Origin of the sequence: Herbaspirillum rhizosphaerae (genome assembly GCF_001189965.1) — a bacterium.
GTDB classification, from domain to species: domain Bacteria; phylum Pseudomonadota; class Gammaproteobacteria; order Burkholderiales; family Burkholderiaceae_D; genus Herbaspirillum; species Herbaspirillum rhizosphaerae.
This window is the reverse complement of the sequence record NZ_LFLU01000032.1, coordinates 1-14705: the sequence shown is the minus strand read 5'-3', so window position 1 is coordinate 14705 and position 14705 is coordinate 1. Positions and strand designations below refer to the sequence as shown.

At 61.0% G+C, this 14705-nt stretch carries 14 protein-coding genes; 9 read left to right on the top strand and 5 right to left on the bottom strand.

Annotated elements, in window-relative coordinates; all coding sequences use genetic code 11:
* On the top strand, positions 1–305 hold a 305-nt coding region (locus tag AKL25_RS24575), incomplete at its 5' end, for a hypothetical protein (RefSeq protein WP_205627303.1).
* A 358-nt stretch (positions 306–663) separates the two neighbouring features.
* Here the strand turns inward: AKL25_RS24575 and AKL25_RS23410 are convergent.
* Positions 664–1458, bottom strand: a complete 795-nt coding sequence (locus tag AKL25_RS23410; RefSeq protein WP_050480111.1) for an IclR family transcriptional regulator domain-containing protein — start codon at positions 1456–1458, stop codon at positions 664–666.
* Positions 1459–1669: 211 nt separating this feature from the next.
* Between AKL25_RS23410 and pcaH the strand changes: the two genes are divergently transcribed.
* The 4 genes from pcaH (at position 1670) to pcaCD (ending at position 5829) form a co-directional block, all read left to right on the top strand.
* Positions 1670–2362: a protocatechuate 3,4-dioxygenase subunit beta gene (gene pcaH / locus AKL25_RS23405; protein ID WP_050480110.1), complete on the top strand. Its 693-nt coding sequence runs from the start codon at positions 1670–1672 to the stop codon at positions 2360–2362.
* Between the two features lie 16 nt (positions 2363–2378).
* Positions 2379–2897 carry a peptidase associated/transthyretin-like domain-containing protein gene (locus AKL25_RS23400; RefSeq protein WP_050480109.1) on the top strand — a complete coding sequence of 173 codons (519 nt, stop codon included), beginning with the start codon at positions 2379–2381 and terminating at the stop codon, positions 2895–2897.
* Positions 2898–3146: 249 nt separating this feature from the next.
* Positions 3147–4514 carry a lyase family protein gene (locus AKL25_RS23395; protein WP_050480108.1) on the top strand — a complete coding sequence of 456 codons (1368 nt, stop codon included), beginning with the start codon at positions 3147–3149 and terminating at the stop codon, positions 4512–4514.
* Positions 4515–4566: 52 nt separating this feature from the next.
* Complete coding sequence (gene pcaCD / locus AKL25_RS23390; protein ID WP_050480107.1) at positions 4567–5829, top strand: bifunctional 4-carboxymuconolactone decarboxylase/3-oxoadipate enol-lactonase PcaCD; 1263 nt, start codon at positions 4567–4569, stop codon at positions 5827–5829.
* A gap of 77 nt (positions 5830–5906) precedes the next feature.
* Here pcaCD and AKL25_RS23385 read toward each other — a convergent pair whose 3' ends face one another.
* The 3 genes from AKL25_RS23385 to AKL25_RS23375 form a co-directional block, all read right to left on the bottom strand.
* On the bottom strand, positions 5907–7094 hold the full coding sequence (locus AKL25_RS23385) for an ABC transporter substrate-binding protein (RefSeq protein ID WP_050480106.1): 1188 nt from the start codon (positions 7092–7094) through the stop codon (positions 5907–5909).
* 52 nt (positions 7095–7146) lie between these two features.
* Positions 7147–8103 carry a PDR/VanB family oxidoreductase gene (locus AKL25_RS23380; RefSeq protein ID WP_050480105.1) on the bottom strand — a complete coding sequence of 319 codons (957 nt, stop codon included), beginning with the start codon at positions 8101–8103 and terminating at the stop codon, positions 7147–7149.
* A 105-nt stretch (positions 8104–8208) separates the two neighbouring features.
* Positions 8209–9261, bottom strand: coding sequence for an aromatic ring-hydroxylating dioxygenase subunit alpha (locus tag AKL25_RS23375; RefSeq protein ID WP_050480104.1), 1053 nt, complete (start codon positions 9259–9261; stop codon positions 8209–8211).
* Positions 9262–9671: 410 nt separating this feature from the next.
* On the opposite strand from AKL25_RS23375, the gene AKL25_RS23370 reads away from it, so the two are divergent.
* On the top strand, positions 9672–10214 hold the full coding sequence (locus AKL25_RS23370) for a MarR family winged helix-turn-helix transcriptional regulator (protein ID WP_050480103.1): 543 nt from the start codon (positions 9672–9674) through the stop codon (positions 10212–10214).
* Positions 10215–10232: 18 nt separating this feature from the next.
* On the opposite strand, the gene AKL25_RS23365 is transcribed toward AKL25_RS23370, so the two are convergent.
* Positions 10233–11135: a LysR family transcriptional regulator gene (locus AKL25_RS23365; RefSeq protein WP_050480102.1), complete on the bottom strand. Its 903-nt coding sequence runs from the start codon at positions 11133–11135 to the stop codon at positions 10233–10235.
* Between the two features lie 208 nt (positions 11136–11343).
* Between AKL25_RS23365 and AKL25_RS23360 the strand changes: the two genes are divergently transcribed.
* The 3 genes from AKL25_RS23360 (at position 11344) to AKL25_RS23350 (ending at position 14645) form a co-directional block, all read left to right on the top strand.
* The gene (locus tag AKL25_RS23360) at positions 11344–12525 is read left to right on the top strand and encodes an ABC transporter substrate-binding protein (RefSeq protein WP_050480101.1); all 1182 of its coding nucleotides are present in this window, start codon (positions 11344–11346) and stop codon (positions 12523–12525) included.
* 42 nt (positions 12526–12567) lie between these two features.
* The gene (locus tag AKL25_RS23355) at positions 12568–13596 is read left to right on the top strand and encodes an aromatic ring-hydroxylating oxygenase subunit alpha (protein WP_050480100.1); all 1029 of its coding nucleotides are present in this window, start codon (positions 12568–12570) and stop codon (positions 13594–13596) included.
* 107 nt (positions 13597–13703) lie between these two features.
* A complete protein-coding gene (locus tag AKL25_RS23350; protein ID WP_050480099.1) occupies positions 13704–14645 on the top strand; it encodes a PDR/VanB family oxidoreductase in 942 nt (313 codons plus the stop codon).
* Positions 14646–14705 lie beyond the last annotated feature (60 nt).

Here is a 14705-nt window from a genome sequence, read left to right as displayed (position 1 = left end):
TTCGGGGTTCCCGGCGCCAGCAGGCGAAAATCGGGAAGGGAAAACAACTCGCTTCGCTCAGACATTTTTCCCTTCTTTTTCCGATTTTCACCTGCTGGCGCCGGCTACTCTCAAGCGGACTTCGAGACTGGCTCGCTTCGCATCGCCAGGGTACTGCGACGGTTCAAGCTGCTTTGGTCTCTTTTGCTTTGTCGTTCCAACGAAAGTTGGAACCCAGCGCCGTGACGAAGTTTGAAGATGCGCTGACGTCACTGGGTCCCAGCGTTCGCTGGGACGACGGATTAGTTAGTAACGACAGAAGATGAGAATCACGATGCCGAAGGCGAGTCCCCCCTGGCGAGGCGCAGCGAGCCAGTCTGGCAGTTCCGCTTGGAGCCAGCCAGTGATGCGATGCGAAAAATGGAAAAAGAAGGGAAAAATGTCTGAGCGTAGCGAGTTGTTTTCCCTTCCCATTTTTTGCTTCGCAGCACTGGGAAGCCCGAAGGGCCTGGATCCCGCGGTCGCCTTTCTTTGCTTACTTTCTTTGGCGAAGCAAAGAAAGTGAGCGGCTGCCGGGCCGCCCCCGGCAAACCAAGGTTGATCGAAGAAAGAACAGAATCAGTTACCAACAACAAGCAAAGTCGGAACAAAACACTTAAGCCGTGCGCAGCACAACATATACACCTAAAGCAACGCCCCCAACTCCACCTGAATCTTCAACATCGCCGGCAAACACCTCTCCACCATCTCTTCCAGCTTCATCCGCGCCGCATGCACGCTGATATTCATCGCCGCCACCACCTCGCCGCGGAAATTGCGGATCGGCACCGCCATGGTCCGCAAGCCGAGTTCCAGCTCCTGATCCACCAGTGCATAGCCCTGCTCGCGTGTGCGTGCAATCTCCAGCGCCAGGCGTTCCTTGTTGACGATGGTGTGCGCGGTGATCTGCTCCGGCTGCAAGCGTTCGAGGAAATGCTCCATCTGCGCCTGCGGCAAGTGCGCCAGCAACACCCGGCCGTTGGCGGTACAAAACGCCGGCACGCGCGTGCCCGGCTGCAAGGTGGTCGACACCAGCCGCCCCGCACTCACCGCGGCAACGCACACCAGTTGATCGTGATCGAGCACGCCGGCGGAAGCCGCTTCTTCCAAGGAATACGCCAGCCGGTACAACAAAGGCTGCACGATGCGAGGCAATCTGGCCGAATGCAGATAAGACTGCCCGAGCCGCAAGATCATCGGCGTCAGGGAAAACAGTTTCTGCTCGTGCCGCACATAACCGAGATGCGCCAGCGTGATCAGATAGCGCCGCGCCGCCGCACGCGTGAGTCCGGTGCGTTGTGCGACTTCAGCGATGGTCAGGCGCGAACGTTCCTGGTCGAAGGCTTCGATCACTTGCAGGCCTTTTTCCAGGCTGGCAATGAGGTCGCGTTTGTGCGGCGCGGCAATGTCGCCGTCGGCGTCGTCCTGGGGCTGATTCATGGCGATATCCGCATAAAGTCGTCGATTTGTGCGATTCTCGCACAAATAGGGCGAATACCGAATACTGCCGCCATCAACTGCCTTGTAGCCCGCCCTTTCCTTGCCTAAGATCCGGTCAGAACAAAACAACACGGCACGTTATTCGCACAGCAACACCGACAAAATAGCCGAAAGCCCACCGTGTTTTACCGCTTATTTTCAAGGAGACCCCATGAACTTCGACGCAGTCGAATCCGGCGTTTATCCGGAGCTGATTTACCCTCCCTACAAATCCACCGTCAAGCGCGGTCCGACGCAGGCGCCGTTGCGCATCAACGCGGCCGCAGCGACGACCACCAACCTGTTCGCCTCGCCCAAGCTGATCCTGCCGCACGACATGGACATGACCGCGCAAGGCCAGGGCGAACCGCTGGGCGAGAAGATCGTCGTCACCGGCCGCGTGCTCGATGAAGACGGCAAGCCGGTGCGCAACTCGTTGCTGGAAGTGTGGCAATGCAATTCCGCCGGCCGCTACTGGCACAAGCGCGACCAGCACGATGCGCCGCTCGATCCCAATTTCACCGGCTTCGGCAAGATGCTGACCGACGACAACGGCCGCTATCGCTTCGTCACGATCAAGCCGGGTCCTTATCCCTGGGGCAACCATCACAAGGCATGGCGTCCTGCGCACATCCACTTCTCGATGTTCGGCAATGTGTATGCGCAACGCCTGGTGACACAGATGTATTTCCCCAGCGATCCGCTGTTTGAATACGACCCGATCTTCCAGAGCATTCCCGACGAGGCTGCGCGCCAGCGTCTGATCTCGCGCTTCAGCCTGGAAGAGACCGTCGACGACAAGATGCTCGGCTATGAATTCGACATCGTGCTGCGCGGACGCAACGCCACGCCAATGGAAACCTGAGGAATTGGAGAATACGATGACAAGCAAAATCACAACTTCACAAACCATCGGCCCGTTCCCGCATGAAGCCTGGCGCTGGGCCGTGGACATGACCGCCAATGTGGAAAGCAGCGCGCCGAAGATCGTCGTCAAGGGCGCGATCTTCGACGGCGACGGCGTCGCCATCAACGATGCGTGGCTGGAAACCTGGATGCCCGACAGCGCGCCGGTGGAAACCGCACACGCCATTCCCGGCTATCGCCGCGTGCCGAGCAATGACGAGGGCGGCTTCAGCCTGCAAATCACCCTGCCGCAGGCTGCGACCGCCGGCAAGCCGGTGGCCTATGTCACCGTGTTTGCACGCGGCCTGACCAAGCATCAGTTCACTGCGGTGTTCCTGGAAGACGACGCGGGACTGGCGCAGTCGGAGATCCTCGGCCAGGTGCCGCAGCAACGCCGTGACACCCTGATTGCGAAGAAGCAGGCGGATGGTTCCTATCTGTGGAATATCAACATGCAGGGCGCAGAGGAAACAGTATTCTTCGACTACGTCTGAAACCTATTCAATGTCTTACTGCGAGGCCATGATCCGGCATCGTCCGGTGCTCGAAATCCTCGTGTACCCAAGTACACTCCAAGGGTTGCAAATGAGCTCCGCTCCGGGCGCCACCGGCTGATGGCCTCTCGCTACAGACCTTGAACAGGTTTACTTATGTTGATCTAGTCTATCCTGACTGCATAAGGGACTCGTGGAGAACATCCACCGAGTCCCGCATGCGTTTTATCGATCCAGAACGGAGTCCACGTGAGCGTTTCCATATTCGACAGTTTCCTGACCACGCCGGAGATGATCAAGGTCTTCGACGATGCGTCCATCGTGCAGGCGATGTTCGATTTTGAGGCGGCGCTGGCCAATGCCGAGGCTGCCGAGGGCGTGATCCCCGAAGCCGCGGCGCGCACCATCGCCAGCGTCTGCAACGCCCAGCTGTACGACATCCCTGCCATCATCCAGGCCGGCCGCCGTGCCGGCGCGCTGGCGATTCCGCTGGTCAAGGAATTGACCAAGACCGTCGCGCTCACCAGCCAGGAGTCGGCCACCCATGTGCACTGGGGCAGCACCAGCCAGGACGTGCTCGACACCGCCATGGTGCTGGCCACGCGCGAAGCGCTGAAACTGATCGATGACGGCCTCGGCGAGCTGAGTGCGCAATTGCTGGCGCTGGCCGGGCAGCATCTCTCCACGCCGGTGCTGGCGCGCACGCTGATGCAGCCGGCGCAGGTCACCAGCTTCGGCTTCAAACTGGTCGGCTGGGCCGCGCCGCTGATGCGTGCACGCGAACAGCTGCGCGCACAATCGGCGCGCGCCCTGCAACTGCAACTGGGCGGCGCGGTCGGCACGCTCGCCGTGCTCGGCGACAAAGGCCCGGCCGTCGCACAGCGCATGGCCGAGGCCTTGCAGTTGAAAGTCGCCGACGCCGCCTGGCATACCCAGCGCGACGAATGGATGCGCCTCGGCATGGAAGTCGCCGTACTCACCGGCAGTCTCGGCAAACTCGCCACCGACCTGAGCCTGATGGCCCAGGGAGAAATCGCCGAGCTGGCGGAACCGTCCGGCAACGGTCGCGGCGGTTCGTCGGCGATGCCGCACAAGCGCAATCCGGTGTCGTCAATGATTGCTCTCGCCGCCGCCAATCGCGCCCCCCACCATGCCGCCGCCTTACTGGCCGCCATGGCGCAGCAACATGAACGCGGCCTCGGCAACTGGCAGGCCGAGCTGGCGGAATGGCCGGCCTTGTTCCTCGGTGCACACGGTGCGATCAAGGCGCTCAATGAAGCCTTCGCCGGACTCATCGTCGACACGCGGCGCATGCGCCGCAATATCGATGCCTTGCAAGGCCTGGTGTTTGCCGAGGCGGCATCGATCTATCTGGCGGGCGCCATCGGACGGCCGAATGCACACGCCCTGCTGGAAAAAATGACGCAGCAGGTGGTGGCTACTCAAGGGCAGTTGGCCGAGGTGCTGACCGCCGCGATCAAGGAAGATCCGGCGCTCAGCAAGCAGGTCGATATCGGCAAGATTCAGAATCTGTTCGACCCGGTTCAGGCGACCGGCCCGGCACGCGTGCTGGCTGAAGCGCAATTGAAAAAACTGCAGCAGAGCGACACGCAATAACCGTCAACCTGCGATCCAATCCATTTCCATAACGAGACAACGCGAGACAACCATGAGCTACGATCCTCTTGACCACGATTTCGAGCGCGGCATGCGCAACCGCCGCAGCGTCCTCGGCGACGCCTGGGTAGACCGTTCGGTGAGCAACGCCACCAACTTCAACGCCGAATTCCAGAACCTGATCACGCGTTTCGCCTGGAACGAGATCTGGGGCCGCCCCGGCCTCGACCACAAGACCCGCCGCATCATCGTGCTGGCGATCACCATCGCGCTGGGCCGCTGGGAAGAGTTCGAGCTGCACGTGCGCGCCGGCCTGCTGGGGGATCCCGCCACGCGCCTGACGCCCGATGAAATGAAGGAAGTCCTGATCCAGTCGGCCATCTACGCCGGCGTCCCGGCGGGCAACACAGCTTTCACGCACGCGCAACAGATCCTGCGTGAAGTCGGCGAGCAGATCGGCTATACGGTGGCGCCGATGAAACCGGCCGACACCTTCCACTCCGGCATCGGCAAGGAAGGCCGCAGCAGCGGCACGCCGTCGCTGCACTACAGCGTGCGCACACCGCGCAACGGCAAGGCGCCGCGCCACACCATCGTACTCAGCCACGCCATCGGCTGCGACCTGATGATGTGGGACGCGTTGGCCAACCAGCTGGCGGCGGATTGCAAGGTCATCGCCTACGACCATCGCGGCCACGGCAGTTCGGAAAAAGCCGACGGACTCTACAGCATGGCGGATCTGGCCGACGATGCCGCACACATGTTGCGCGATCTCGATACCGGTCCGGTGATCTGGGTTGGCTTGTCCATGGGCGGCATGGTCGGCCAGGAACTGGCCTTGCGCCATCCCTCGCTGGTGCGCGCGCTGGTGCTGGCGAACACCACGTCAAGCTATCCGGAAGCCGCGCAGCAAGCCTGGCAGCAACGTATTACCACGGTGCGCGAGCAAGGCATCGAAGCGATTGCCGATGCCGTGATGGGACGTTATTTCCATGATCGCTTTCGCGCGGAGAATGCGTCCACGGTGGCGCGTTTCCGCGAGCGCCTGACCGGCATCGATCCTGCCGGCTACGTCGGCTGCTGCAACGCGGTGGGTACGGTCGACACCACCTCGCGTCTCGGTGAGATCAATGCGCCGACACTGGTGATCGCCGGTGAGCTCGATCAGGGGACGCCACTGTCGATGTCGGAAACCTTGGCCAACGGTATTGCCGGCGCGCAGCTGGCAGTGATCAAGGATGCCTCGCATATCAGCGCAATCGAACAGCCGCAGGCGTTTGCGGAGCTGGTGACGGATTTCATCCGCGATCTGTAAACACTTGCTTGCCCCTGATGAAAAAGCCTGGTTCGCATTACACGAACCAGGCTTTTTCATTTCGGGAAATCCGGTAATCAGACGCCCGGATCCTTGAACTTCTCCACTTGGTCGAATTCTACGTTGTAATACTCGCTGCCGCGCAGCTCCGCCTTGCGGATGTAGACGTTCTGCACCATGTCGCGCGCCGCCGCGTCCAGCGTCACCGGACCGCGCACGCTTTCCCAACTCATGCCCTTCATGGCGGCGATCAGTTTTTCGCCGTCGGTGTCGCCATTGGTTTTCTTGAGCGCTTCATAGAGCAGGTGCATGCCATCGTAGCCGCCGACCGAGTGGAAGTTGGCGCGCATGCCCTTGTTGGCCTTGGCAATGCCGTCGACGTATTCCTTGTTCAGCGGCGACGGATGCGCGGCCGAATAATGATGGCTACTGACCACGCCGTTCGATGCCGCGCCGATGCTGGCCATCAAATCGTCGTCCAGCACGTCGCCGGTACAGATGAGACGGATGCCGGCAGCGGCCAGTCCGCGTTCGGTGAATTGCTTCAGCACCGCGGCGCCTTCGCCCGACGGCACAAAAACGAACAGCGCTTCCGGCTTGGCGTCTTTCACGCGTTGCAGGAAAGGCGCGTAGTCGGGGTTGCGCAACGGTGCGCGCAGGCTTTCGACAACCTTGCCGCCGGCGTCGGTGAAAGTCTTGACGAAGACCTTCTCGGCATCGATGCCGGGGCCGTAGTCGCTGACGAAGGTGACCACGCTCTTGATCTTGTTCTTCGCCGCCCAGCTTGCCAGCGGCGCAGTCACCTGCGGCAGCGTGAAGCCGGTGCGCACGATAAACGGCGAGCGTTGCGGGATGATGGAAGTCGCCGCCGCCGTGACGATCATCGGCACTTTGGCTTGCGTGGCGATGGGCGCGGCCGCCAGCGCCAGTGGCGTCAGGCCGAAACCGGCCAGCACCTGCACCTTGTCGCGCGACACCAGTTCCTGCGCCAGGCGTTTGGTGACGTCCGGCGACAGGCCGCCGTCGTCTTTCAGCAGAATCTCGACCTTGCGGCCGGCCACGGTGTCGCCGTACTTTTGCTGGTAGAGCTTGACGGCGGCTTCGATCTGGCGGCCGGTCGAAGCGAAGGGGCCGGACATCGGCACGATCAGGCCGACCTTGATCGGATCCGCGGCAAAGGCGGACAACGGCAACATGCCGGCGGCCAGCGCAGCGCTGCCTCCCAGCAAGATCCGGCGACGATGGGTATTGATGGAATCGGGCATTTTTGTCTCTCTCTTTTTAGTTATCGAACAGGTCAAAACAGATAGGAAGGCATCAGACATCAAGGACCAGCAAGGCGCTTTTGGCGCGGGAACAGCAAGGGGTGAACTGATCGTTGGCGGCGCGCTCTTCATCGGTCAGGTACAAGTCGCGGTGATCCGGCACGCCGTCAAGCACGCGCGTGAGGCAGGTGCCGCACACGCCCTGTTCGCACGAGACAGGGATGTCGACGCCGTTGTCGGCGAGGATCTTGATCACGGTCTCGCCGGCGGGAATCGTGAACACCTGGCCGCTGCTGGCGATCTTGACGTCGAAAGGTGCCTCGCCGTCGGTCTCGACGGGGGCAGCGCCGAAATATTCCAGATGCACCTGCGACGAAGGCCAGCCTTTTTGCTTCGCCGTGTTGACGACGTGATCGATGAAACCGCCCGGTCCGCACACGTAGATATGCGTGTCGGCGTCCGGCGTGGCGATCATCTCGGCGAGCTTGAGCTTTTGCGCGTCGTCGCCGCTGTCGTAGTGGTAGACAACTCGATCGGCAAACGCGGAAGCCGCGATGCGGTCGCGGAATGCCGTGCGCTCCGGCGAGCGCGCGCAATAGTGCATGACGAAGTCGGCGCCGGTGGCGGCCAGGCGTTCGGCCATGCACAGGATGGGCGTAACGCCGATGCCGCCCGCCAGCAGCAAAGTGCGTCTGGCTTGCGTCAGCGGAAAGTGATTCTTCGGCTCGCTGATGGTCAGCACGTCGCCGACCTGGATGTCGCCGTGCATGGCAACCGATCCGCCGCGCGAATTAGCGTCGCGCAGCACGCCGATCTGATAGCGATGGCTTTCATGCGGCGGATTGCACAGCGAATACTGGCGGATCAGGCCGTCGCGGATATGCACGTCGACGTGCGAGCCGGCGCTGAAGGGCGGCAGCGGTTTGCCGTCGACGCCGGCCAGTTCGAAACTGGCGATGTCTTCGGCTTCCGCGGTCTTGCTGATGACTTTGACTTGTAACTGGCTCATGGCGCTCTCTGCTGAAACTGTCGATGTTCGTTGCGCTCGGTTATTTCGCGCAACGACAGAAGCGACCGCCTCGGGTCGCTTCCGCTATTCAATGAAAACTTTGGATCACGCGGCGTTCGCGGCAACCGGCGAAGGCTGCTCCTGCGCCATCCACTTGTCGAGCAGGCGGCGCGACTGCACGCCGCCGGCGTCGATGTTGAGCATCAGCAGCTTGCGCTCCGGATGCTTGAGAATGTTCTGTTGCTGCATCTCCAGCATGTCGCGGTCTTCGCCGAAGATCTTGCCCTGGCCTTCGCGGATGGCGGCGGTCAGTTCCGCGTCCTGCGGCTTGAAGTTGCGCGCCATGCCCCAGAAGTACCAATGCGAGGTTTCGGTTTCCGGCGTGATGAAATCGACCACGATGCTCGATGCCTTGTACTTCGGATCGGCGTCGTAGCCGCCCTTGCCGGCATGCGCCACGCCGACTTCGATCATCACGTGGCTGGGCGGCGTGAAGTGGCAGATCTGCCAGCGATCGACCGGCACGTCGTCGGCCAGGCCGTTGCTGCGCAAGGCCATGCGCCAGAACGGCGGCGCCATGATGTTTTCCATGAAGCGGCTGGTGATGACTTCGTCGCCTTCGGTCCTGGTGTTGACCGGCGCCTCGTCGATTTCCTTCTGGCCGATGCTGGACGCGTGCACATAGGTTTCGTGCGTCAGGTCCATCAGGTTGTCGATCATCAGGCGGTATTCGCAGTTGATGTGATACAGCCCGCCGCCGTAAGCCCATTCGGGATTGTCGGCCCATTCCAGGTGATGGATCTGCGCCGGATCGGCCAGCTCCTTCTCGCCCGGCCAGACCCAGATGAAGCCGTAGCGCTCCACCACCGGAAAGCTGCGGATGCACGGAAAGCCGCGCACGCGCTGGCCCGGCATGCTGATGACCTTGCCGTCGCAACCCATCTCGAGTCCGTGGTAACCGCAGACCAGTTGGCCGTCGCGCACGAAACCGAGCGACAGCGGCGCGCCGCGATGCGGGCAGAAATCTTCGACCGCCGCGACCTTGCCTTCGGCGCCGCGATAGAACACGATTTTCTCGCCGCAGACCTGCCGGCCCAGCGGCTTGTCGGCGATTTCGTCAGGGGTGCAGGCGACGTACCAGGTGTTTTTTGGAAACATGTTTCTCCTCCTCAGGAACTTCCATTGTCCGGTGATGCGAATCCGTGAAACTTGGGTGCATGACGATGCATGGATGCATGCCGACGACGCGCGCCGGTGCGCGGCATCTGCCTGCAATGCATCTGCGTTTATGTTTCTTGTCCGGCGCAAAAATACGTGCGCCAACTTATTACGTTCTTCTTCCGCAGCCTGTCTGTGGGGCCGTCGGGTCTCTGTTGCTTTGTTCTTCGATTTAATATTCAGTACACTGAATGTTTGAGAAAAGTATCCTCCAACTGCGCGGCGATGTAAACCGAATTTCGAATTTATTTTGTACTTTTCTTTGCGCATCGCATCAAAAATGCGTAGCGCAACACCGCAGCGGATACACTACAGAGCTTCACCATCCGTCTTTTTCACAACCGACAACCATGCCTCGTCCAAGCACAACACAACAAGCACAAAAGCCAGCGCAAGAGAGCCAGCTGATCGATCTCTATGAGCACCCCGGCCACTTGTTGCGGCGCGCGCAACAGATCTCGGTATCGATCTTTCTGGATGAACTGGGCGGCGACATTACGCCGGTGCAATATGCGATCCTGCGTACGCTGTCGAACCATCCCGGCATCGACCAGGTCACGCTGGCCGGCCTGGTCGGCATCGACACCTCGACCGGCGCCACCGTCTGCGTACGGCTGGAAGAAAAGGGACTGCTGATGCGCAAGGTCATCCCGCACAACCGGCGCCAGCGCGCACTCAACATCACGCCGGCCGGCGAGCAGATGCTGAGCGACCTGATCCCGGCGGCGCAACGCCTGCGCAAACGATTGCTGTCGCCGCTGGAAGCCGACGAGCAGGAGCAGTTCATGCAGTTGCTCGACAAGCTGGTGCGCGGCAACAATACCGAGAGCCGCGCGCCGCTGGCGAGCATCAAACCGGTCAGCAGCAGCGACAGCAACGACGACAATAAATAAATCGCTGCAACGGCAATCTCAATCGCCGGAAAACATCTCCGCCAGAATCGAGCGCAGCCAGGCATTGGCGCCATCCTTGTGATATTTGCGATGCCAGTGCTGGCGCAAGTCGAAGGTCGGTATCTCCAGCGGCGGCTCCACCAGCCGGATGTTGGAGAACTGCGCAAACGATGCGCCCACCGCGCGCGGCACCGTCACCACCAGGTCCGACGAAGCGATCAGGAAGGGAATCGACATGAAGTGCGGCGTCGACAGCACGATGCGGCGCTGGATTTTTTTCTTGATCAGCAATTGCTCGAACAACTCCTGGCTGCGCCCCTCCGCCTTGATCACTGCGTGCCCCAGTTTCAGAAACTGCTCCATGGAAATCTTGCGCGAGCGAATCGGATGATCGGCGCGCAGCAGGCAAATGAAGTCATGTGAAAACAGCCGCTGCTGAAACAGGTTGCGGTTCTTCAGATCCGGAAAATATCCCACGGCCAGATCCACTTCGCCATTCTCCAGCGCCGCGTTGAGTTCCAGCGGCGTCATCGACACCGACGCCACCGACGCGCCCGGCGCATCCCGCTGAAAACGGTCCAGCACCTTGGGCAGGAAGGTCATCTCACCGATATCCGACAAGGCAATCGTGAACTTGCGCGCGGTCGTGGCGGGATTGAATACCTCGCTCGCCAGCACGTCGCTATGGATGCGCTGCAGGATGTCGCGCGTCGGACTGATCAGCGTCAGCGCGCGCGGCGTCGGCTCCATGCCGTGCGAGGTGCGCACGAACAGCGGGTCGCCGAGCGCGGTACGCAGCTTGTTCAAGGCCACGCTGACGGCGGGCTGGCTCATGCCGAGCTTGCGCGCGGCGGCGCTGACGCTGCGCTCCTCGAAGATCGCCAGCGCGATCGGCAAGAGGTTCATATCGAAGTTGGCCATGCGGTCTCCTTGCTGGCGATTTTCGCTCACATTCTTTATTCGAAAGTCGAATAAATATTATGCAGAAAATTCTATTTTCAAATAATTTCGCTTCGGTATGATCCTCTGCAATCGCCGCAAACACAAGACAGAACGCAAACTGTGATCCGAGCAAGGCATGCAAGGACATGCCGCATAAAAATTACAAACAACGACAGGAGACTTCACCATGCAACAACTCAAGCGTGCGCTGTACGGCCTCGCCTTAAGCCTCATGTTCGGCGCCGCGTCCGGCACCGCCGCTGCCGCCGACCGGACCATCCGCATCGGCGTCATCACTTCGCTGACCGGCGTCGCTGCGCAAAGCGGCGAACAGATGAAAGCCGGCATCGACACCTATCTGCGTCTGCACGGCGACACCGTGGCCGGCAAGAAACTGCAGCTCATCTACAAGGACGACACCGGCCCGCAAGCCGATGTCGCCAAACGCCTGGCCACCGAGCTGATCAGCCGCGACAACGTCGACATCATTACCGGCTTCGTCTTCACGCCCAATGCGATGGCGGTCGCCGCCGTGGTCGACAAGGCAAAGAAGCCGATGGTCGTCATGAACGCCGCATCGTCGGCCGTCACCACCAAATCGCCTTTCATCACGCGCACCTCCTACACCATTGCGCAGTCAGTCAAGCCGCTGGCGGAATGGGCCTACAAGACCGGTTCGCGCCGCGTGTTCTCGATCGTCTCCGACTATGCGCCGGGATTGGATGCCGACACCTGGTTCACCAAGACTTTCACCGCACTGGGCGGCACCGTCACCAGCTCGGTGCGCGTGCCGCTGACCACGGTCGATTACAGCGCCTACCTGCAGCGCATCAAGGATGAAAAGCCGGACGCGATCCACGTATTCCTGCCCAACGGCCAGCCGATGGTGTCGTTCATCAAGGCCTACAAGGAAAAAGGATTGGACAAGGCCGGCATCCGCTTTCTCGGCGGTGAAGGCTGGGCCGACGAAGACGTGCTGAGCATGGGCGGCGATTCGATGCTGGGCATTTACACCGCCGGCTTCTATTCGTTCTCGCGTCCGGGCGCGGACAACGCCAAATTCCTCGAAGCGTTTTCGCAGACGGTAGGCGGCCGCTTCAAGCCGAATTTCCTGTCGGTGTCGGCCTATGACGCCATGGCGCTGATCGCCAAAACACTGACCAAGACCGGCGGTAACACCGACGGCACGGCCTTCATGAATGCCGTAAAGGGATACAGCGCACCTAGTCCGCGCGGCACCGTCGCCATCGACGACAAGACCAACGACATCGTGCAGACCATCTATATCCGCCGCATCGACAAGCAGAACGGCAAATATGTCGCGACCGAGATCGACCGCTACGACAACGTCAAGGATCCGGCCAAGTAATTTGCGCCTCGCGCAGATCAGCAACACTGAAAGGAGTTCATCATGTTTCCACTGAATCAATGGTACGTCGCCGGCTTTGTCTGGGAGCTGAAGGACAAGCCGCTGGCACGTACCCTGCTCAACCGCCCGGTCGTCATGTTCCGCACTGACTCGGGCGAAGTCGCGGCGCTGGAAGACCGCTGCTGCCACCGCAGCGTACCGCTGTCCTGCGGCGCGCTCGAAGACGGCGGCATCCGCTGCGGTTATCACGGCCTGCTGTATGCGCCGAACGGCCAGTGCATCGAAATCCCCGGCCAGGTCAAGATCCCCGGCAAGGCCTGCGTCCAGGCCTACAAGGTTGCTGTGCGCAATGAGATCATCTGGCTATGGCTGGGAGAAACCTTCGATAGTCAGCCCGCCGGCCTGCCGCCCGAGATCGCCGCGCACGACAATCCGCGCTATAAATACAAGGGCGGCGTGTTCCACTACGACGCGCCGTATCAGCTGATCCACGACAATCTGCTCGACCTCAGCCACGTCGGCTACGTCCACACCAAGACCATCGGCGGCAACGCCAAAACGCACATGGAAGCGCCGACCAACGTCAGCAGCGACGGCGACAAGGTGCGCGTGGTGCGCTGGATGAAGGCCTCGCAGCCGCCGGCGACTTACAGCGCGGCGTGGCCGTTCAAGGGCAAGATCGATCGCTGGCAGGAAATCGATTTCCACATCACCCATCTCAACATCTTCACCGGCGCGGTCGATGCCGATACCGAGTCGCTGGAAGACCCGGACCGCGGCGGCTTCCACATGCGAGGCTTCCACGGCATCACGCCGGAGACGGAAACAACGTCGCACTATTTCTGGACCATGGCCAGCTCGTCGCATCCCGACGCGCCGGACAACCTGGAGCTGGTCTATCAGCAGACGGCTGTTACGTTCGAAGAAGACCGCGTCATCATTGAGGCGCAGTACCGCAACATGTGCCAGTTCGGAAATGCATCGATGATCGATATCCACGTCGACGCCGGCGCCAACCGTGCGCGCCGCATCGTCGCTATGCTCAGCCGGCAGGCCGAACAGGCGGCCTGAGGTCATCACTGTTCCTGAGTGCACTGCAACCCGGCGGTGCGCTCATTTCCTTATCCACCGATCCTTGCCGCGCTGACCTGTGGCACGATCGTCTAGGTCCCGACATCATGAACGTCATCATCTCCGCCATCCGCCACAGCGGCGCCGGCATCCGTATCTTTGAACTGCGCGCTTGCCGGGGCGACTCGCTGCCTTCCTATCAAGCCGGCGCGCACATTGACGTCACGCTTGGCAACGGTCTGACGCGTCAATACTCGCTATGTTGCGACCGACCATCGCCGGAGTGTTACCGCATTGCGGTCAAGCAGGAGCCGCAGTCGCGCGGCGGTTCGGCCTGGTTGCATGCCGACGCGAAAGAAGGCGACATGCTGCAGATCGGTGTTCCGCGCAATGCCTTTGCATTGTCCGATGCTGCCGGTTCGCATCTGCTGTTTGCAGGCGGCATCGGGATCACGCCGGTGTTGTCGATGGCGTATGCCTTGCTGCGTGACGGTGGAGCATTTCATTTGCACTACTTTGTGCGTGATGAAGAAAGCATTGCGTTCCGCGACGAACTGACGGCATCGGCGTTGGCTTCCTGCGTTTCCATCCATGCCGGCTTGTCGCCTGAGCAGACTGCTTCCGTTATTTCTTCTGCGCTTGCACATGCTGCTGCCGATACGCATGCCTACACCTGTGGTCCGGGGCCGTTCATGGCGGCGGTGGTTGAGCTGGCGTCTGCACGGCTTGGGGCGGCGCAGGTGCACAAGGAATCGTTCTCGGCGCCTGTTGCCGATGCCGGCGACAAGGCTTTTGTGATCCGGTTGAGAGACCGGCGGGAAATTGAAGTGGCTGCGGATCAGACGGCGCTGGCTTGTCTCCAGGCGGCGGGTGTCGATGTCGATTGTTCTTGCGAAGTGGGGGTATGTGGGACTTGTCGGACGAAGGTGATTGAAGGGGTTCCCGATCATCGGGATGGGTTCCTGAGTGAGGAGGAGAAGGCTTCCAATGTTTGGTTTATGCCTTGTGTTTCGCGGGCTTGGAGCGGAGTTCTGGTGTTGGATTTGTAAGGGGTTTTGTTCCGACTCGGCTTCTGTTTTTAATTGATGCTGTTTTTTTCTTCGATCAAC

What these genes read in the sequence shown, in the direction of transcription:
- AKL25_RS23410 (WP_050480111.1), bottom strand. Translation starts at nt 1,458, where the DNA reads ATGAATCAGCCCCAGGACGACGCCGACGGCGACATTGCCGCGCCGCAC.
- pcaH (WP_050480110.1), top strand. Translation starts at nt 1,670, where the DNA reads ATGAACTTCGACGCAGTCGAATCCGGCGTTTATCCGGAGCTGATTTAC.
- AKL25_RS23400 (WP_050480109.1), top strand. Translation starts at nt 2,379, where the DNA reads ATGACAAGCAAAATCACAACTTCACAAACCATCGGCCCGTTCCCGCAT.
- pcaCD (WP_050480107.1), top strand. Translation starts at nt 4,567, where the DNA reads ATGAGCTACGATCCTCTTGACCACGATTTCGAGCGCGGCATGCGCAAC.
- AKL25_RS23385 (WP_050480106.1), bottom strand. Translation starts at nt 7,094, where the DNA reads ATGCCCGATTCCATCAATACCCATCGTCGCCGGATCTTGCTGGGAGGC.
- AKL25_RS23380 (WP_050480105.1), bottom strand. Translation starts at nt 8,103, where the DNA reads ATGAGCCAGTTACAAGTCAAAGTCATCAGCAAGACCGCGGAAGCCGAA.
- AKL25_RS23375 (WP_050480104.1), bottom strand. Translation starts at nt 9,261, where the DNA reads ATGTTTCCAAAAAACACCTGGTACGTCGCCTGCACCCCTGACGAAATC.
- AKL25_RS23370 (WP_050480103.1), top strand. Translation starts at nt 9,672, where the DNA reads ATGCCTCGTCCAAGCACAACACAACAAGCACAAAAGCCAGCGCAAGAG.
- AKL25_RS23365 (WP_050480102.1), bottom strand. Translation starts at nt 11,135, where the DNA reads ATGGCCAACTTCGATATGAACCTCTTGCCGATCGCGCTGGCGATCTTC.
- AKL25_RS23360 (WP_050480101.1), top strand. Translation starts at nt 11,344, where the DNA reads ATGCAACAACTCAAGCGTGCGCTGTACGGCCTCGCCTTAAGCCTCATG.
- AKL25_RS23355 (WP_050480100.1), top strand. Translation starts at nt 12,568, where the DNA reads ATGTTTCCACTGAATCAATGGTACGTCGCCGGCTTTGTCTGGGAGCTG.
- AKL25_RS23350 (WP_050480099.1), top strand. Translation starts at nt 13,704, where the DNA reads ATGAACGTCATCATCTCCGCCATCCGCCACAGCGGCGCCGGCATCCGT.